This window comes from Nostoc sp. JL23 (assembly GCF_017115065.1).
Classification (GTDB): domain Bacteria; phylum Cyanobacteriota; class Cyanobacteriia; order Cyanobacteriales; family Nostocaceae; genus Nostoc; species Nostoc punctiforme_A.
This window is the reverse complement of the sequence record NZ_JABXKN010000092.1, coordinates 201,271-220,855: the sequence shown is the minus strand read 5'-3', so window position 1 is coordinate 220,855 and position 19,585 is coordinate 201,271. Positions and strand designations below refer to the sequence as shown.

Here is a 19,585-nt window from a genome sequence, read left to right as displayed (position 1 = left end):
GCCTATCGCCCTAAATCATGCATTTCGTTAATTACCGTGGCACACTTTTGTGTCAATCCTTCCAATTCCTCTTTATTACTGGAAGTGGGAGCATCAATCAAGTTACCAATTCTCACAGTGATGGGAACTGCATGAGGTCGGGACGAGCCTTTTTGTAAAATCTTCTCAGTACCCCAGACACTTACTGGTAATATTGGGGCTTTTGCTTTCGCCGCTAGCAGCAATGCGCCTCTTTTGGGGTCTGTAATTCGACCATCTGGGGTACGAGTACCTTGCAAGAAAACACCGACAGCCCAACCATTATTGAGATATTCTAGGGCGGAACGGATAGCATTGCGATCGGTACTTCCTCGACTTACCGGGTAAGCACCGTACAGTTTAATCGCTTGCGCCAAAACAGGGATTTTAAATAACTCTTCCTTAGCCATGTACGCCACAGGACGACGTACACAATTAGAGACAATCGGTGGGTCAAAGTAACTAGCGTGATTACTTACTACTAATAACGGCCCTGATTGGGGGACATTTTCCGTACCATGAATCTGGCCCCGAAAGTAAGCGTGAAGCATGGGGCTGACTACTGACCATTTAAAGGCGTGGTAAAGTGCCAGACTGATAAACGGTTCGCGGTTTTTGTCCACAGAAGATAATGCAAATCAAACTGAATTTAGCATAAGCGATCGCAAGGCCCAGAGCAAACGCAAAAAAGCTGTGCAGATGAATTGGTTCACCATTTGGGAATACTAAATCCATAAAATATTAGGATTTTGCAGTATGGATAGCACTACAGTCAGTATTCCCGGATATCGCATCAGTGAAGAACTCTACAATGGTTCTAAAACAATGGTTTATCGAGGGTTTCGAGAGACTGACTCATTACCTGTAGTGATTAAACTGCTGAAAAATCCTTATCCCAGTTTCAGTGAACTAGTACAGTTTCGTAATCAGTACACTATAGCTAAAAATCTTAACTCACCTCTAATCATCCAAAATTATAGCCTGGAACTATACCAAAATGGCTATGCGTTGGTGATGGAAGACTTTGGCGGGATTTCTCTTAAAAATTATTTCGCCTCGGTAGGGATGCAATATATCGCGTCTCTCCAAGAGTTTTTACTAATTGCGATCGCACTATGCAATACCTTAGAGATACTCTACCGCTGGCGGATTATTCATAAAGATATTAAACCCGCCAATATTTTAATTAATCCCGAAACCAAACAAATTAAATTAATTGACTTTAGTATTGCATCTTTACTGCCACGAGAAACTCAAACACTCATCAATCCCAATGTTTTAGAAGGGACACTTGCTTATATTTCCCCAGAACAAACTGGCAGAATGAATCGGGGGATTGATTACCGCACGGATTTCTATTCTTTGGGCGTAACTTTTTACGAATTACTGACTGGTGAATTACCGTTTCAGTCAAATGACCCAATGGAGTTAGTACATTGTCATATTGCAAAATTTCCACCATCCCTTCGGGAAGTTAAAAGTCAAAAGTCAAAAGTCAAAAGTGAAGAGATTCCGCAAGTATTGTCAGATATTATAATTAAATTGATGGCGAAAAATGCCGAAGACCGCTATCAGAGTGCATTAGGAATTAAATTTGATTTAGAAAATTGTTTAACTCAACTCCAAGAAACTGGTAAGATTGAGAACTTTGAAATTGCCCAAAGGGATGTGTGCGATCGCTTTATTATCCCTGATAAACTCTATGGACGAGAAACAGAAGTAGAAAACCTACTCCAAGCATTTGAAAGAGTTAGCCTTGGTGCGACAGAAATGATGCTGGTCGCTGGTTTTTCGGGTATTGGTAAAACCGTTGTAGTTAACGAAGTTCATAAACCAATTGTCAAACAACACGGTTATTTTATCAAAGGGAAATATGACCAATTTCAACGGAATATTCCCTTCAGTGCATTTGTGCAAGCCTTCCGGGATTTAATGTGGCAATTGTTAACAGAAAGCGATGCTCAAATCCAGCAATGGAAAAGCCACATTCTAGCAGCTATTGGAGAAAATGGACAGGTAATTATTCAAGTTATCCCCGAATTATCAAGAATTATTGGTCAACAACCACCTGCGACAGAATTATCAGGAACTGCGGCACAAAATCGATTTAATTTATTATTCCAGAAATTTACCCAAGTCTTTACCAGTGTTGAACATCCATTAGTGATGTTTTTAGATGACTTGCAATGGGCTGATTCGGCATCACTGATGTTAATGCAGTTATTAATGGCTGATACAAAGTATCTTTTCTTAATTGGTGCTTATCGTGATAACGAAGTCAACCCATCACATCCGTTAATACTGACTTTGAATGAGATCCAAAAAACAGCAGCGACAATTAATACGATTACTTTAGCACCACTGAGTCAAGGACAAGTGAATCAATTAGTTGCTGAGACACTTAAATGTACAGAAAATTTGGCATTACCTCTTTCTATACTGGTATCTCAAAAAACTCAAGGTAATCCATTTTTTGCTATCCAGTTTCTCAAGGCATTACACCAAGATGGATTAATTGAATTTAACTTAGAGTCAGGGTATTGGCAATGTGATATCACCCAAATAAATCAGCAAGCGGTTACAGATGATGTTGTTAAGTTCATGGTATTTCAATTACAAAGACTGCCTCAATCAACTCAAAAGGTGTTGCAGTTAGCAGCTTGTATCGGCAATCGATTTAATTTAACAACTTTGGCGATTGTTTCCGAAGAATCAGAAATTGAAACAGCTGCTAGTTTATGGAAAGCTTTACAAGAAGGGTTGATTTTACCCATTAGTGATGTTTATAAGTTTTATCAGGGAGAAGATCATGATAAATTGGCGCTGTCAATTGGGAATACCAATAAACAATTAGCCAAATATAGATTTTTACATGACAGGGTGCAACAAGCTGCCTATTCTCTAATTCCTAATAACCAAAAACAAGCAACTCATCTCCAGATTGGCCAATTACTTTTACAAAATTCCTCTGTGAGAGAACAAGAGGAAAAACTGTTTGATATTGTCGGGCATTTGAATTTAGGACAAGAGTTAATTACCGAATCAAGCGAACGAGAAGCCTTGGCTCAACTTAACTTGGCAGCAGGAGGTAAAGCCAAAAATTCTACCGCTTATGTTGCGGCAAGAGTCTATTTACAGACCGGGATTGAGCTACTCACGGCCAACTGCTGGCAAGATCAATATGAATTGACCCTGAGTCTCTATGTTGCCGCTACCGAAGCTGCTTACTTGAATGCTGACCTTGAAGGTATGGAACAGATAGCGGTACAGGTGTTGCAATCAGCCCAGACGATTTTAGACAAAGTTAAAATTTACGAAATTCAAATTGCTGCCCAGACATCTCAGACCAGACTATTAGAAGCTATTACACTGGGCAGAGATGCACTCTTAGAATTGGGAGTTGAGCTATCTATCGAGCTAAACGATGCTGAGATTGCTAAAGCTCTACAAGTTCTTGGCAGTCAACTCGAAGGCAAACGAATTGAGGAACTGGCTGACCTACCAGTGATGACTGATCCCCAAGCAAAAGCAGCCATACAATTGTTAGGAATGTTGTTTTCACCTATTATCCAGATAATACCGGGTTTATTGCCCCTAGTTAGCTCGAAAATGGTGAGTCTATCGCTTCAGTTTGGGAATACACCCGCCTCCACGGTGGGGTATGTGCTTCACGGAATGGTGCTGTGTACCTTTTTGGGAGAGATCGAAACAGGCTATGGCTTTGGGCAATTGGCATTGAATTTGCTCGATCGGTTTGATGTGGGGGAATTCAAATCTATGATTCTAATTTTGTTTGGTGGCTTTATTCAGCATCGCCAAGAGAGCTTTAGGGCAACGATATCGACACTGAAACTTGGTTTTACGTCTGGTATGGAAACTGGCGATTTTTTACACGCTGGTTATAACGTTTGCTGTTACAGCTATGCCGGCTTTTGGAGTGGTGCTGAACTAAGCAATTGGGAATCAGATATAGCAAATTACAACGCTGTCTTGACTCAGGTGAAGCAACATTCTGCTCAGACCCATTTAAATCTTATGCGGCAGATGGCAGAGAACTTCAGGGAAACCCGGATTCAGCCGGATTGTTTGAGTGGCACTATCTATGATGAAATCATGATTCCCAAGCATCGCCAGGCTAATGAACTTTCGGTGATGGCTGAGATATATATCCACAAACTTTTACTTGCCTATTCTTTTGGTAACTACAAGGCTGCGAGCGACTACATTGACCAAGCCCAGCAGTATTTGATCGCAGTAGCAGGAGTGATTTTTGCGCCGATTTTCTATTTCTATGCTGCCCTGACGCACCTGGCACTATTTCCCAAGTCAGAAATTGAGCTTTGTGTAATTCTCGCCCAGGTAGAAATCCATCAAACCACTCTGTACCAATGGGCGCAATATGCTCCCATGAATCATCTGCATAAATGGCATTTAGTTGAGGCTGAAAAACAACGAGTGTTGGGCAATAAAACAGAAGCACTTGAACATTACGATCGCGCCATCTCCCTTGCCAAAGAAAACGAGTACGTTAACGAAGAAGCACTTAGCAATGAACTAGTAGCCAAATTTTATCTCGATTGGGGTAAAGAAAAAGTCGCCCAAGCATATATGCAAGAAGCATACTACTGTTACGCTCGTTGGGGTGCAAAAGCCAAAATAGAAGACCTAGAAAAACGCTATCCTCAACTACTCCAATCCATTCTGCAACAGCAACGAATTAGCCTCAACTCCCTAGAAACTATTAGCTTTAGTGGCACTTCTTCATCTTTTAGCACTTCTAGTACTAGCAGCAGCAGTATTCCCAATGTTCTAGATTTTACCTCTGTCCTCAAAGCCGCTCAAGCTATCTCCAGTTCTCTAGAATTAGACACACTCATCGCCAGTCTCACCCGTATTATCCTAGAAAACTCTGGCGCGAACAAATCTGCACTAATTCTTCCCCAAGAAAAGGACACTGCCGTGCGGGGGTTGCCCCCGTTGAGCCAAGTGTCTGGTGATACTTGGCTAGTTAGGGCAATTACCTTTATTGCTCATGAGGAAATACAAACCATTCTTGAGCCACAATCACTCTTCAATTGTCAAGATATTCCCCTAAATATTATTCATTACGTCAAAAATACCCAACAAACAGTTGTAATTAATAATTGTAAAACAGATATTCCTGGTTTAATTGGCAAGTATATGCTGCAACATCATCCCCTGAGTGTATTTTGTACTCCAATTCTTAATCAAGGGCAAATGGTGGGGATTCTCTACCTAGAAAATAGCTTAACTTCTGGCGTATTTACTAGCGATCGCCTCAGGATAATTAAGCTCCTGTCGTCTCAAGCAGCAATATCCCTAGAAAATGCTGGACTATATCAACAAGCAGGAATTGCACTACAAGACTTACAACAAGCCCAATTACAAATTGTCCAAAGTGAGAAAATGTCGGTACTGGGTAACTTAGTTGCTGGGGTAGCCCATGAAATGAATAATCCTTTGGGCTTTATTTCTGCCAGCCTTCAACAAGCTAAACCCAGCTTTGCGGATATTGTTGAACACTTGAAACTCTATCAAGAAAGTCTACCCAATCCAGGTGATGAAATCAAAGAACATGCCAAAGAAATTGACTTGGATTATACCTTAGAAGATTTACCCAAGATAATTGATTCAATGGTGATGGCGTGCGATCGCCTGGAAAATATCAGCACTAGTTTAAGAACTTTTTCCCGTGCTGATAAAGATTACAAAGTGCCGTTTAATATCCATGAAGGTATCGACAGTACGATTTTAATTCTCAAACATCGCCTGAAAGCAAACGAACAACGTCCAGCAATTGAAGTGATAACTGATTATGGCAATTTACCTAAGGTTGAATGTTTTCCTGGACAATTAAATCAAGTATTTATGAATCTTCTGGCAAATGCCATTGATGCGCTAGATGAATCAAATACAGGACAGAGTTTTCAGGAAATTAAGGCCAATCCCAACCGAATTATAATTAAAACTTCCCAAAAAAGTGAAGGCGTGGAAATTGCGATCGCTGATAATGGTAAGGGAATGAGTGAATCAGTAAAACAAAAGATTTTTGACCACTTATTTACTACAAAAGCCGTGGGGAAAGGGACAGGATTAGGATTAGCGATCGCTCGGCAAATTGTTGAAGAAACCCACGGCGGAAAATTGAGCGTTAACTCAGTTATGGGTAAGGGTACAGAATTTGTAATTGCAATTCCGGAATGATAGTACGTTATTGATTTTGCAACATCATCTGAAAGAGAAATCGTAGTGTCCAGCCATAGAAGTGATAAAAAACTATGGTAACTTGCCTCCGGCGATCTGCTACCCCGGATAACTTAATCAGGTATTTATGAATATTCTGTCTAATGCTATTGATGCCTTAGAAGATGCAAATCAGCAGCGCACGCCTAATTTGGATTCATACTTGCTTGGTATCTGAAAACCAAATCAAGATTTCCATTGCCGATAATGGTCTTGGAGTTCCAGACACAACTTTAACAAAATTATTTGACCCCTTTTTCACAACTAAAGATGTGGGTAAAGGTCTGGATTGGGTTTATCTATCAGCTATCAAATTGTGACTGAACTACATCAAGGTAAACTTGATTGCTTGATTGTAATTCCACATTAGGAAAGGGCGCAGAATTTGTCGTAGCCCTACCGATATAAGCTAAAAAAATTAACCAGGCAAATTAGCAGCACTCTGGATATTTTCTAATATTAAATCAGGGCTATTACGTTTAATCAAGCCAGTTAGCACTTTACCAGGGCCAATTTCTATTACTCGCTGGATACCGTTGGCTGGTAATTGCAGACAAATTTCTCGCCATCTTACAGAACCAGTCATTTGTTTGTTCAGGCGTTGCTTTAAAATAGCAGCATCAATGGACGGAATTGGTTCGACATTAGATACTACTGGCACAATCGCGGGTTGAAATTCTACAGATTCTAAAATGTCTTGGAATTCCGCAGCTGCTGGTGCGATTAAATGTGAATGAAATGCTCCAGAAACTTTTAAGGGAATAGCACGTTTTGCTTTAACTTGAGTCATCACCGCTTGTACAGCTTCAGTAGTGCCTGAAATTACCACCTGAGCCGAACTATTATCATTTGCGATTACCACATCAGGCGTTAGAGAAATGACTTTTTCTAGCTGTTCGTGGTCAAAGTTCATCAAAGCTGCCATCATCCCATCGATGGAACTATCCATAAGTTCTGCACGACGCTTCACCAGATATAAACCAGCCGACCACTCAAAGACACCCGCTACATAAAGAGCAGTATATTCTCCCAAACTGTGACCAGCAACTAAATCTGGCTGATGTCCTCGTTCTCGAAGCAGGTCAGCAAGAATGCTTTCAACTACATAAAGACTTGGCTGAGTATACAGCGTCTGTGATAATTTCTCTTCTTGAGTTTGACAAATTTCAGTTACAGACCAACCCAAAATATCCTCAGCTTTGGCAAGCTTGTCTTTAGCGGACGGTATATCTAGTAAATCCATTCCCATTCCCAGCGTTTGGGAACCTTGTCCGGGAAACACCCATGCAGTTTTTGTCATTTGTCAATAGTCAGTGGTCATTGGTCATTTGTCATTGGTCATTTGTCATTGGTCATTTGTGAATAAAAAAGGACAAAGGACTAATGACATAGACGCGCCAGCGGCTACTCTACGAGTTCTCCGAAGGAGTACCCGTAGGGTAGGACAATATATTATCTTCCCCATTGAAAGATTGCCGCACCCCAAGTAAGACCGGCACCAAAGCCGGATGTCGCAACGATGTCATTGGGTTTAATTTTACCTTGTCGTACTGCTTCATCTAAAGCTAAGGGGATGGAAGCAGCTGAGGTATTGCCGTACTGGGCAAGATTACTTATAACTTTATGTTCTGGGATATTTAGCCGTTGGGCAACGGCATCGATAATCCGCTGATTGGCTTGATGCAATATCAACCAATCTATTTGATCGACGCTGATATTAGCTTGAAACAAGGCTTTATCAATGATTTCTGGCACTTTTTGCACAGCAAAGCGATAGACTTCTTTGCCGTTCATCGTAATTGGTTGGTAAGTGCCTTTGGTGATATTTACGTCAGTCACCAGTTCTTGGGAAGTTCCTGCATAAGCAAGGTTGAGGTAATGGTTTTGAGTACCATCACTTTTAAGTGCAAATCCTAATAAGCGATCGCTTTTGGCAGCTTGTAATACCACTGCTCCAGCACCGTCACCAAATAATACACAAGTCCGGCGATCTTCCCAATCTACCCAGCGAGAGAGGATATCTGCCCCTATCAACAGTACATTTCTGTAAACACCAGTTCTAATATATTGGGCTGCTGTCACCAGACCAAACACAAAGCCGGAGCAGGCAGCGGTCAAGTCAAAGGCTACTGCGTTGGTGGCTCCCAATTTAGCCTGTACTTGACAAGCACTACCAAACAAATCATCAGGGGTGGAAGTCGCTAGCAAAATCAGGTCTAGGTCTTCTGGTTTAATTCCCGCAGCTGCGATCGCCTGACTGCTGGCGGCAGTAGCGAGTGCGCTCAAGGACTCAGATGGCAGAGCTAGTCGACGCTGACGAATTCCCGTTCTTGTGGCGATCCACTCATCTGATGTTTCAACTAGTTCACTCAATGTCTCGTTGTGTAGGGAAGTTGCTGGTACTGCCGAGCCGCTTCCGGTGATTGCTACGCCTAAGTTTTGCACTCTTAATCTCCCAAGCTATCAGCTTTTTGTCCTTTGTCCAAAGTCCAATTGTCTTTTGTCCTTTGTCAGTTGTCCTCTGTCAGTTGTCAGTTGTCCTTTACAAATGACTAATGACTAATGACCAATGACTAATGACTAATGACCAATGACCAATGACTAACCGCTCTCGCGCTCTAGGATATATTGGGACTGAATTCGTTGTATCACCTGGTTGTCAACAGCTTCTTTTGCCATGCGAATTGCATTAAAAATTGAAGGTGCTTGGGAGCTACCGTGACCGATAAAACAGACTCCTGCCACGCCTAGTAGTAAAGCACCACCATGTTCTGCGTGATCCATTCGCTGCTTAACTCGCTTCAGGTTTGGTTTTAAGAATGCTGAACCGATTTGACCGTGCAATCCTTGGGGTAATTCTTCCCGCAAAATTTGCAGAATCACTTCTCCAACGGCTTCGGCAAATTTCAACAATACATTACCCACAAAGCCATCGCAGACAATCACATCAAAGCGACCGGAAAGCACATCACGCCCTTCAGCATTGCCAATAAAATTAATTTGGGAATTTTCGCGTAGCAGTTGGTGGGCGCGGACGGCTGCATCATTGCCCTTAGAGTCTTCTTCACCGATATTCAGCAAACCCACTTTCGGTTCAGGTGTACCCAAAACATACTGACTGTAAGCTGACCCCATAACGCCAAACTGCTCTAAAAACTTGGGGCGGCAATCTACATTAGCACCGACATCAAGTACCAGCACTGGCTTACCAGCAATAATTGTGGGAAAAACTGTCCCGATCGCTGGGCGATCGATTCCTGGCAATCTTCCTAAGCGGAGCAAAGCTGATGCCATAGCGGCCCCAGAGTGACCCGCAGAAAATACGGCATCTGCCTTTTGCTGCTTGACTAAATCCATCGCCACATTGATAGAAGCCTTGCGTTTGCGTCTAACTGCATTTAAAGGCTCCTCGTCCATTGCGATCGCTTCCTCAGCAGTCACGATCTCTACCTGCCCTAAACTTGTTTTTGATGGCAAGGCAGCTTCTATTTGTTGGGGATCGCCAACCAACAATATATCTACACCCAATTCTTCTCTTGCTCGCAATGCGCCAGCAACGATTTCACCGGGTGCATGATCCCCTCCCATTGCGTCAATTGCGATCCGTACGCGAGTCGATCCCATTGCTCACAGCTTCTAGAAACCTTACAAATTTTACCAGATGGCAAAGCCCGAAAAAGCTTAATTTTCTGACCGCCAAATTAATTCTGTTACTATTGCAACAATATTTGCTGGCAAGCTCAAGATAGCACGAATTGTTTGGTAGTAGGGAGTAGGGCATTGGGCATGGGGCATTGGGCATTGGGCATTAATTATTCTCCCCTGCCCCCCTGCTCCCCTACTCCTTATTCCCCACTTCCCAGCACCCAATCAACTAGCGTCCGAACGCCGTAGCCAGTTGCTCCAGCGCTGTTGTAGCCATTTTCTTTATCTGTCCACACTGGACCAGCAATATCTATGTGCGCCCAAGGGGTTTGTTTGACAAATTGCTTGAGGAAAAGGGCTGCGGTGATTGCACCACCAGGACGCGGCCCTGTATTTTTCATATCCGCGATACCAGATTTTAGCCCTTCAAAATATTTTTCTTCCATTGGCATCCGCCAAATCTTTTCTCCTGAACTTTCCGCAGCTTTTTCGATTTGGGAAGCGACAGCTTCATCGGGAGTGTACAAACCAGCAATATCCTCACCCAAGGCAATGACATTGGCACCAGTCAGGGTGGCTAAATCAACGATCGCATCTAATCCCAATTTGTCGGCATATACCAAGGCATCTGCTAGGGTCAAACGTCCTTCTGCGTCGGTGTTGTTCACTTCGATTGTTTTGCCGTTTGATGCTGTGAGAATGTCTCCAGGGTGCATGGCGTGCCCACTAATCATGTTTTCAGCCGCCGCCGAAATAAAGTGAACTTCAACATCTGGCTTAATTTGAGCAATTGCTTTTGCTGCCCCCAAGGTAGCAGCTGCACCCCCCATATCCATCTTCATTGTTTCGATGCCGCTACCAGCACCTTTAATGTTGAGTCCGCCGGAATCAAAGGTTACACCTTTGCCAATAATTGCTAATTTCTTTTTCGGTGTACCTTCTGGTTTGTAAGTCAGGTGAATGAATTTAGGTGGCAACTCTGAACCTTGCGATACTCCCAAAAAAGCACCCATACCCAACTTTTCACAGTCTTCTTTTTCCAGAATTTCTACTTGTAAACCGTGGTCTTTAGCGATCGCTTGGGCAGTTTCGGCTAAAGTAATTGGTGTTACCGCATTGGCTGGTGCTGCGACTAATTGCCGTGCCAAATTTACCCCAGAAACAATTTGATTGGCGCGGGTAATGGCGGCTTCTTGTCCACCGAAACCTAGTAAATCTACACTTTCTATTTGTGAACCTTTATCTTCGGGTTCTGATTTAAAGCGAATATCTTGGTAAAGTGCTAATTCCACACCTTCTGCGATCGCTTGGGCACTCGCTGCTGGATCGTTATTCCACAATGGAAAACTAAAACCCAAAATTTTGCTTTTTTGCTTTTTTCCTACCCTGGCTACAGCCGCAGCAGCGCGACGCAAAGTATCTAGTTTTAGTGCATCTGGTTTGCCTAAACCTACTAAAATCAATTTCCGCACTGGGCTACCAGCATTTACACGGGTGAAAATAGTGCTATTGGCTTTACCTTTAAATTCTTCTTCAGTAATTAGTTCTTTTAAGACTCCAGAAAACTTTTGATCTAAAGTAGCTAGTTCTCCGGTTAACTCTACTGCATCTTCAAATAATCCAATTGCCAAACTATCGCCTGCCCACTCTAGTAAAGGCTTATCACTAGGTTGAATTGTCATTTTGGGATTTTGTGTAAATATTCCTTCTTGTACCAGTATTGCTCAAAATTCTTGTTTCATGGTGAGGGGAGTGGGTATTGGGCATTGGGCATTGGGCATGGGGCATTGGGAGCAGGAGGCAGCAAGTATAAGTTAATAAATTAGTATAAATAGCACTTGTCAATGAGTCTTTAATACTCGTTAATCCACCTCAGAACTCCGTTAATGAGTCTTTGATCCTCGTTAATCTACCTCAGAACTCCGTTAACGAGTCTTTGATCCTCGTTAATCTACCTCAGAACTCCGTTAACGAGTCTTTGATCCTCGTTAATCCACCTCAGAACTCCGTTAACGAGTCTTTGATACTCGTTAATCCACCTCAGAACTCCGTTAATGAGTCTTTGATCCTAGTTAATCCATCTCAGAACTCCGTTAACGAGTCTTTGATCCTCGTTAAAGAAGCTATGATCTCCATTCTTTTACCTGACTTTTTGCGTTATGTGGAAAAGTCCACTAAAAACCTAACCCCCTAACCCCCTTCCCGACACGGGAAGGGGGAAAATTCAAAGTCTCTCTCCTTTTAGGAGAGAGAAATAGAAGTGAGGTTTTCCAGATACCGTGAAAAGTCAGATTCTTTTACGTACTGCTTCTTGCCCCATGCCCCATTCCCCATTCCCTATGCCCCAATTGTTGTATCAATGTTAAATTTTCTGGCGATCGCTGCTATTATTTCTTGCTCAAGTCGTGTAGTCTTATTGTCAAGCTGGGCAATTTTTTCACACTGAACGAGCAAGGGTATAGCAAAATCACGATTCAGCTGATTGAGCAGTATATCTAAAGACTTAGGTGATTTGATGTTTTGGGCAATGGCATCCAACGAGGTAGGACTGAGTTTTACAGCTTGTAATTCTGGCAAAATTTCTTCCAAAGTCTTATCGGGATGGCTAGCCAAAATCATGTGAACTAAGATTTGATCCATGACGGCTTCTTGAGCAATCGCACTTTCTAGATACTTTTCACTTTCGGCTTTTAATGTTGCTAATGTCTGTGGCGATGCCAGAGAAGTAGATTCATCTAGCTTGGTTTCGTAAAATCTACAAGCAGCATACCCCAATGAATAGATCATCGTTGCATTTGAACTAGCTCCAATCACTGCACCCGCTAAGGGCACATTTCGCAGCAAGCCTAACCCCGCAGCTTTTAACAAACGCCCTCCACCCAAAGCCAACCCAAAAATTGCTAAAATTTCACCTTTACGCGCAGGATCTTTTAAATCTAGCCCGTAGACAGATGCAATTTGATAAAGCATTTCTGACTGCAATTTTGTTGTAGCTGTTAAATCAATTGCCAATAATGCCACTGCTATTCCTGGCAAAATACTAGTGGCTAGTCCCACTGTCCCTGCTTGAGTTGCTTTTTCCACCATGATGCGGTGAGCAAGCTGGCTGGGTGATTCATTTGGATACTGTTTCTTAAGCTTGTTTACCGCCGCTTCTGCTTGTTCTAAATCAACAAGGTTACTATCGTTAATCAGCCAATTGAGATTTAAGACTCCAGATAGTTTTCTAATCAGCCAATTTTCGCTGAGGCGATTCACAACCTGACCGCTGGTTTGAGTTGTTTGCTCAATAAACTTGTGTGTTTCTTTTGCCGTCGCTTCTCCCACCCCTACTGCTGTATCTAAAACTGCTTGGCCAGTCTGAACAACAGTTTTAACAAAAGACTCTACTATAGACGGTTCATTTTCTATTGATGATTGAGCCTGAATTCCTGCTTCTGAAGTTTCTCTGGGTGAATTAACTAATTTATTCACCTCTATTTTTTGGGGTTTGTCTGCCATTGCTTGACACCATCTTGTAAAGCCTCTCTCTTTTGGTTTTAGCTAAGTTTGGGCGGCTTTGACATCTCTCAATAAGTACAATTCGTCAGAGCAAATAGGAATTATTCTGAGTTTTAACTATAGACAGAAGATGGATGACAGAGATTTTGATTTTGCCAATGATAACCTAATATCAAAAACACTTTGCCTTCTAAAATAGTGAGTATTTCTGAAATAAGAGTGCCCATTTTTCTTGGCAATATTGTTCGATCAATTACCAGCAATTAAATCTTCTTGTGTAAGTAGTTCTGTATATTCATCTAATCCTACCTCAGCTATCAGCTTTACTTTCTAAAAAGTCGTTATCTTTAAGAATTTCATAGAGATTAGTATCTTGCTCTAGCAAACAAGCGTGTCCACAATGGGGCAACACTACAATCTTGTTATTTGGTAAGACTTTCCCTATTCGGTTGACTTCGCTTACAGAAGGCAAAAGGCGATCGCTAGCACCAGCAATCAACAAAACTGGTTGAGTCAAGTGACCTAACTTTTCCTCATCGATATCAAACTCTCGCAGTAAAGACAACCGCCAAAGAACGGTTTCTGCCGGGACAGAACGCATAGTTTTCAGCAAATCGTGGCGATCGCTTCGAGAAATGCGTGACAAAGATGCTAAAAATGGCAACAAGCCTAGTGCGCCAATATCATATAATCCTGTTGGCACTAAGTAAGTTAGCTGGGATGCCCAACTTAACCAAGGGCGAAGATGAAAGGACGAAGCTGGGTTAATTAGGATGATTCGCTTAAATAAATCGGGTGCTTGGATTGCCACTTTCATTGCCAAGCAACCACCAAAGGACTCACCACACAAGTAAACTGGCCTCTGAGAGCTTTTTTCTAATTCGGCGTCGATCAAGTCCAATACACTCTTAGTTAGGGCATCCCAAGTGTTAAGGTCTTTTCGGGGGAGCGCCAAAGAGCGCACATCAAACCCAGTTTCTAATCCTGCGGTTTGCGATCGCAATAGTTGACCAGTTCCATCCATTCCTGGCAAATATACCAACAACGGATACTCTGGCTGTACTCGTTTAGGAGTCAGGAAACAAGGGTTTAGCTCAACTTCTGTGATAGTCATTGGTCATTAGTCATTGGTCATTGGTCATTGGTCATTGGTCAATGGTATAAAACTTTTGGACTGCGAATTGTTGCTTTTATGAGCTTCGGTACTTTTGAGCAAAAACAAAAAAGTCTCGGAACAAGCTACTCAAAGTTGTGCAGACAATCCAAAATTCCAAATCGAATAGCTCTAATAGCAACCTTGACGCAGTAAATTGCTAATTTCACCCTGACAGTGTTCTGTCAGTTCAGCCACAACAGTTCTGGCTTGTTTGCCATGATATTTTTTATGATGTTGGGGCGTAATCCAATAAGGACGACCGATTAACACCGCAACTCGACGATAAATTACCAAGGGATGCCAACCATTTTGATTAAATAAAGGTTCTGAAGGGTCGAATACACTCAAAAGTCTTAATGGGAAGCCATTAGTGTTTACTTCTTCTAAGGAAGCGATCGCGATCGGCAAAATAGCTAAATCCTGCACATTCGCTCGCAATGCCAAATGGGCAAATCCCCGCTGAAACTCACCTACCTGGTTTGGCTGAGTAAATTTCACCATTGGTTCAGTCCCTTCTGGAAATACTCCCACCATCTGCTTGGACTGCAATAGCACCTGTGACTGCGAAAAAAAGCTTTGTTGGCGGTTTTGAGTATCTTCCAAGGGAAAACACCCCAATTGACCGGTGACAATCTCTCGCATGACTGGAACTTGTCCCATATAGTGATGGCAAGCAAAGCGAATCGGACTCGATAACGCTGCCATTAAAATCAGTGCATCCATAAAGCTGCGGTGATTGCTGACTACCAAGACGCTCGCATCCTGGGGAATGCGGTCTTCGTAATAGCGGAACATTTGCGTTGAGAATGCCGCCACCAAAGCGCGAGAAATCTCTAGGGGGCTATTTCCACTCATACCTAATCAATATATTTTCCGGTAAATATGGCAATTTGTCTTAATTTAATTTTTACATTTCTTTACTATTGCCATGACCGTCTTAAGATAGAAATATCTAATCTCCAAAAGCAACTAAATTTTCTGTATTCCCAATTATGTATTCTCGATCACAATAATATCTAATAGAAACTATTCGAAAAAATTATGATTAGTTAATTTCCATTTTTTAGGTAAAAATGAGTTTAATTGATGCATATTAAAAAACAATTCTGGACTTGATAAATTTGCTAGTATGAAGATGTTATTGGAAAAAATAGGAATAATATTGTATAATTGCGTGGTTTTGCCGCTGAAAGCTAAGAGATAAAACCTTTTAATAAGTTAATTTTTATTTTGCATGAATCTAGTGAATAAAACAAAAAAGACATTTGCACTGACCACACCCCTATATTATGTAAACGATGTCCCCCATATAGGCAGTGCTTACACGACGATCGCAGCCGATGTAGTGGCGCGATTTCAGAGATTACTGGGACATCAAGTATTACTAATTACAGGTACAGATGAACATGGGCAAAAAATTCAGCGATCGGCAGAAAGTTTAGGGAAAGGTCCACAAGAATTTTGTGATGAAATTGTCCCTAGTTTCGTGAGTTTATGGCAATTATTAGATATTCAATACGATCGCTTTAGTCGGACTACTGCGCCTCGTCATCAAGCGATCGTCAAAGAATTCTTTGAGCGAGTCTGGGAATCTGGTGATATTTACCAAGGACAACAACAAGGCTGGTACTGCGTATCCTGCGAAGAATTCAAAGAAGAACGGGATCTGCTAGAAGGACACCGTTGCCCAATTCATACTAACAAAGAAGTGGAGTGGCGAGACGAACAAAACTATTTTTTCCGCTTATCCAAATATCAAACTAAGCTGACAGAATTTTATCAATCTCAACCGGATTTTATTCAACCAGAAAGTCGGCGTAATGAAGTTCTCAGCTTTGTCAATCAAGGACTGCAAGACTTTTCCATTTCCCGAGTGAATTTAGATTGGGGTTTTCCCGTACCAGTCGATCCCAAGCACACTCTCTATGTCTGGTTTGATGCGCTGTTAGGTTATGTCACAGCATTACTAGAACCAGATGCAGAACCGACTTTAGCAAATGCGTTAGAAACATGGTGGCCGATTAACCTGCACCTAATTGGTAAAGATATTCTGCGCTTTCATGCAGTTTACTGGCCAGCAATGCTGTTGTCAGCAGGCTTGCCCTTGCCAGAGAAAGTCTTTGGGCATGGCTTTTTGACTAAAGACGGGCAGAAGATGGGCAAAAGTCTGGGTAACACCCTTGATCCTGTGGCATTAGTTAAGAGCTATGGTAGTGATGCCGTTCGTTATTACTTCCTTAAGGAAATCGAATTTGGTAAGGATGGAGATTTTAATGAAGTTAGGTTCATTAATGTTCTGAATGCAGATTTGGCAAATGATTTAGGTAATTTGCTCAATCGCACTTTGAGCATGGTGAAAAAGTACTGTGCTGAGAATAATGTCCCATCAATCGGCAATGAAGGGATTCCTGACGAAAATCCTTTGAAAGCAATTGGTTTACGTCTAGGGGAACAGGTAAAACAAGCATACCAAGAGCTAGCTTTCAGTCAAGCCTGCGTGGCCATACTTTCATTGGCGCAAGCCAGTAATAAGTTTATTGATGAACAGGCTCCTTGGTCATTATATAAACAGGGACAGCAGGAGTCGGTGGAAAAGGTTCTCTACGCAGTTCTAGAATCGGTTAGACTAGCAGCTTATCTGCTATCCCCAATTATTCCAAACATCAGTAGCGATATTTATCAGCAACTGGGTTTTGGAATAAACTTTAACAATCGAATAGAAAGTTCAGTTAATGCTCCTTTTGCCACCCATGCTACATGGGGACTACTATCGAGCAAACAACAGTTGGGTAAACACCAACCTGTATTTCAACGAATAGAACCCCCGAAAAACTATTAGTCCTTATCAAACTCTGATTTTGTTCAATTTTTTATTTTCTCACAAAATTTATCGTGGCTCAATTTAAATTAGCCGCGGAACATTATCATAAGCCGCTGTGACTAGCATCTAAAAGTTGGTAATTTGTATCAAAAATAACAGGGATAAAAATTGAGGTATCACAATGATGTTGAATAATTTGGAAAATGATTCAATCTTTACGCCAGAACAGGTTTTGGAGAATCGGGGTAGGGTAGCCATATTTATTGATGGCTCAAATTTATTTTACGCTGCACTGCAATTAGGTATTGAAATAGATTACACGAAGCTATTATGTCGATTAACAGGGGGTTCTAGATTACTGCGTTCTTTTTTCTACACTGGCGTAGATCGGACAAACGAGAAGCAACAGGGGTTTCTGCTGTGGATGCGTCGCAATGGCTATCGAGTCATTGCTAAGGATTTAGTCCAGCTACCAGATGGCTCTAAAAAAGCTAACTTAGATGTAGAAATAGCAGTAGACATGATGGCGTTAGTAGATTCTTATGATACCGCAGTTTTAGTCAGCGGTGATGGAGATTTAGCTTATGCGGTCAATTCAGTCAGCTATCGTGGCGTGCGGGTAGAAGTTGTGAGCTTGCGTTCCATGACCAGCGACAGCTTAATTAATGTAAGCGATCGCTACATTGATTTAGAAGCTATCAAAGAAGATATTCAAAAAACCCCTCGCCAAAGCTATCCATACCGGCCGTTATCTGGTATCGGTTTTTTGGAAGACCCTAGAACTAGTGATGGACACCTAGAAATCCAAGAATAATGGCGTATCAATTTCATAAAAGAGGGAGATGGGGAAAGAGAAAAATTCAAAATTTCTCCCCCACTCCCTCCTTTCTTCTTTTACCTTTGACCTTTTTATTGGTATTTGGTTTAGTCGCCTGTGGGGGCAAATCTCCCCTAGCTTCGCAACAAAATACTGCGGATTCATCTAATCCAGATAGCAATTTGACTTTCTTTGATGTCACCCTAGAACAAGCAGATGAAGTGGGAAGACCAATTTGGAAAGTCAGGGCTAAAACCGCAAAATACACCAAAGAAAAACAAATTGGTCAGGCTGAAAGTCCTTATGGTGAGCTATATCAAGATGGCAAAATTGTTTACCAAATCAAGGCAGATGTAGCAGACATTGAACAAGATGGGAAGCAGTTGTTTCTGAAAGGTAAGATATTTGCCACAGACCCTAGTAATGGGATTGTGTTGCAAGGTAATGAATTAGAATGGCGTCCCAAAGAAGATTTGTTGATTGTTCGTAACAAGATTAACGGCACCCATAAAAAACTACAAGCAGTAGCGCAGGAAGTGCGAGTTAAAACCCGCGAACAGCGGATGGAATTTTCTGGCGGAGTAGTAGCAAATTCTATCGATCCCCAGATGCAAGTGAGAACTGAACATTTAATCTGGAATATTAAAGAAGAAAAACTGATTGGCGATCGCCCCGTAGAAATTGACCGCTACAAAGATAATAAAATTAGCGATCGCGGTAAGGGAAATTCTGCCGAAGTCAACTTAAAAACAAAAATTGCCACTGTCCAAAAAAATGCTCAACTAGAGTTACTAGACCCACCAATGCAAATATCTAGTAATTCTATGACCTGGAACATGAACGCAGAAACTGTCACTACAAACTCACCTACACGAATGTTCCAGCGTGCCGAAAATGTCACAGTGACAGCCAATCAAGGTGAAATGAAAATACCGCAAAAAACTGTTTACTTAAAAGGGAACGTCAACGCCGTTGGTCAGCGTCGCCAGTCTCTAAGATCCAATACACTAACTTGGTATTTAGATAATAAGTTAGTTGAAGCTCAGGGAAATGTTGTTTATCGGCAAGTTGACCCACCATTAAATTTTGTGGGTGAAACAGCAGTTGGTAATCTGCAAACAGAAAATATTGTTGTCAAAGGTGGCAGTTCTAGCGGTAGGGTAGTAACGGAGATTATTCCTCAAGAAAAAGCCAATCGTCAGTAGTAAAGTTAGGGGTAGTGGGGAGATGAGGGAGCCTTTAAACTAGATAAATGAGTTTTTGATACTCGTGAATGAGTATTTGAACTCCATTAATGAGTCTCTAAACTCAATGAAATTCTAACTCTTCCCCATTCCCCACTTATAAATTTTGGGTTGGTCGA

The 19,585-nt window shown here is 41.8% G+C and carries 13 protein-coding genes; 5 read left to right on the top strand and 8 right to left on the bottom strand.

Annotated elements, in window-relative coordinates; genetic code table 11:
* Positions 1-2: 2 nt before the first annotated feature.
* A complete protein-coding gene (locus HWQ42_RS18755) occupies positions 3-641 on the bottom strand; it encodes a 1-acyl-sn-glycerol-3-phosphate acyltransferase (protein ID WP_292814825.1) in 639 nt (212 codons plus the stop codon).
* Between the two features lie 133 nt (positions 642-774).
* Between HWQ42_RS18755 and HWQ42_RS18750 the strand changes: the two genes are divergently transcribed.
* Together HWQ42_RS18750 and HWQ42_RS35590 are read left to right on the top strand one after the other, a co-directional pair.
* Positions 775-6,243 (top strand): ATP-binding sensor histidine kinase, encoded by a 5,469-nt coding sequence (locus HWQ42_RS18750; protein ID WP_292814822.1) that lies wholly within the window; start codon positions 775-777, stop codon positions 6,241-6,243.
* A 206-nt stretch (positions 6,244-6,449) separates the two neighbouring features.
* Positions 6,450-6,602: a hypothetical protein gene (locus HWQ42_RS35590; protein WP_334813761.1), complete on the top strand. Its 153-nt coding sequence runs from the start codon at positions 6,450-6,452 to the stop codon at positions 6,600-6,602.
* A 98-nt stretch (positions 6,603-6,700) separates the two neighbouring features.
* Here HWQ42_RS35590 and fabD read toward each other — a convergent pair whose 3' ends face one another.
* The 7 genes from fabD to HWQ42_RS18715 form a co-directional block, all read right to left on the bottom strand.
* The gene (fabD, locus tag HWQ42_RS18745; protein ID WP_292814819.1) at positions 6,701-7,582 is read right to left on the bottom strand and encodes an ACP S-malonyltransferase; all 882 of its coding nucleotides are present in this window, start codon (positions 7,580-7,582) and stop codon (positions 6,701-6,703) included.
* 152 nt (positions 7,583-7,734) lie between these two features.
* On the bottom strand, positions 7,735-8,727 hold the full coding sequence (locus HWQ42_RS18740; protein WP_292814817.1) for a beta-ketoacyl-ACP synthase 3: 993 nt from the start codon (positions 8,725-8,727) through the stop codon (positions 7,735-7,737).
* Between the two features lie 156 nt (positions 8,728-8,883).
* Positions 8,884-9,906: a phosphate acyltransferase PlsX gene (gene plsX / locus HWQ42_RS18735; RefSeq protein WP_292814815.1), complete on the bottom strand. Its 1,023-nt coding sequence runs from the start codon at positions 9,904-9,906 to the stop codon at positions 8,884-8,886.
* A 221-nt stretch (positions 9,907-10,127) separates the two neighbouring features.
* A complete protein-coding gene (locus tag HWQ42_RS18730) occupies positions 10,128-11,609 on the bottom strand; it encodes a leucyl aminopeptidase (protein WP_292814813.1) in 1,482 nt (493 codons plus the stop codon).
* A gap of 655 nt (positions 11,610-12,264) precedes the next feature.
* Entirely contained in the window at positions 12,265-13,428 is a 1,164-nt protein-coding gene (locus HWQ42_RS18725; protein ID WP_292814811.1) for an EcsC family protein, read from the bottom strand.
* 310 nt (positions 13,429-13,738) lie between these two features.
* A complete protein-coding gene (locus HWQ42_RS18720) occupies positions 13,739-14,542 on the bottom strand; it encodes an alpha/beta hydrolase (RefSeq protein WP_292738324.1) in 804 nt (267 codons plus the stop codon).
* A 171-nt stretch (positions 14,543-14,713) separates the two neighbouring features.
* Entirely contained in the window at positions 14,714-15,439 is a 726-nt protein-coding gene (locus tag HWQ42_RS18715) for a 1-acyl-sn-glycerol-3-phosphate acyltransferase (protein ID WP_292814809.1), read from the bottom strand.
* A 379-nt stretch (positions 15,440-15,818) separates the two neighbouring features.
* Here HWQ42_RS18715 and metG point away from each other — a divergent pair, with 379 nt between their 5' ends.
* The 3 genes from metG (at position 15,819) to lptC (ending at position 19,427) form a co-directional block, all read left to right on the top strand.
* Positions 15,819-17,423 carry a methionine--tRNA ligase gene (gene metG, locus HWQ42_RS18710; protein ID WP_292814807.1) on the top strand — a complete coding sequence of 535 codons (1,605 nt, stop codon included), beginning with the start codon at positions 15,819-15,821 and terminating at the stop codon, positions 17,421-17,423.
* Positions 17,424-17,589: 166 nt separating this feature from the next.
* The gene (locus tag HWQ42_RS18705; RefSeq protein WP_094348455.1) at positions 17,590-18,219 is read left to right on the top strand and encodes an NYN domain-containing protein; all 630 of its coding nucleotides are present in this window, start codon (positions 17,590-17,592) and stop codon (positions 18,217-18,219) included.
* Positions 18,219-19,427, top strand: coding sequence for an LPS export ABC transporter periplasmic protein LptC (gene lptC / locus HWQ42_RS18700; RefSeq protein WP_292814806.1), 1,209 nt, complete (start codon positions 18,219-18,221; stop codon positions 19,425-19,427). The genes HWQ42_RS18705 and lptC overlap by 1 nt, the downstream gene beginning before the upstream one ends.
* Positions 19,428-19,585 lie beyond the last annotated feature (158 nt).

Bases quoted from the DNA above. Each gene is read 5' to 3' on its own strand.
- HWQ42_RS18750 (WP_292814822.1), top strand. From the start codon at position 775: ATGGATAGCACTACAGTCAGTATTCCCGGATATCGCATCAGTGAAGAA.
- fabD (WP_292814819.1), bottom strand. From the start codon at position 7,582: ATGACAAAAACTGCATGGGTGTTTCCCGGACAAGGTTCCCAAACGCTG.
- plsX (WP_292814815.1), bottom strand. From the start codon at position 9,906: ATGGGATCGACTCGCGTACGGATCGCAATTGACGCAATGGGAGGGGAT.
- HWQ42_RS18730 (WP_292814813.1), bottom strand. From the start codon at position 11,609: ATGACAATTCAACCTAGTGATAAGCCTTTACTAGAGTGGGCAGGCGAT.
- HWQ42_RS18725 (WP_292814811.1), bottom strand. From the start codon at position 13,428: ATGGCAGACAAACCCCAAAAAATAGAGGTGAATAAATTAGTTAATTCA.
- HWQ42_RS18720 (WP_292738324.1), bottom strand. From the start codon at position 14,542: ATGACTATCACAGAAGTTGAGCTAAACCCTTGTTTCCTGACTCCTAAA.
- HWQ42_RS18715 (WP_292814809.1), bottom strand. From the start codon at position 15,439: ATGAGTGGAAATAGCCCCCTAGAGATTTCTCGCGCTTTGGTGGCGGCA.
- metG (WP_292814807.1), top strand. From the start codon at position 15,819: ATGAATCTAGTGAATAAAACAAAAAAGACATTTGCACTGACCACACCC.
- HWQ42_RS18705 (WP_094348455.1), top strand. From the start codon at position 17,590: ATGTTGAATAATTTGGAAAATGATTCAATCTTTACGCCAGAACAGGTT.
- lptC (WP_292814806.1), top strand. From the start codon at position 18,219: ATGGCGTATCAATTTCATAAAAGAGGGAGATGGGGAAAGAGAAAAATT.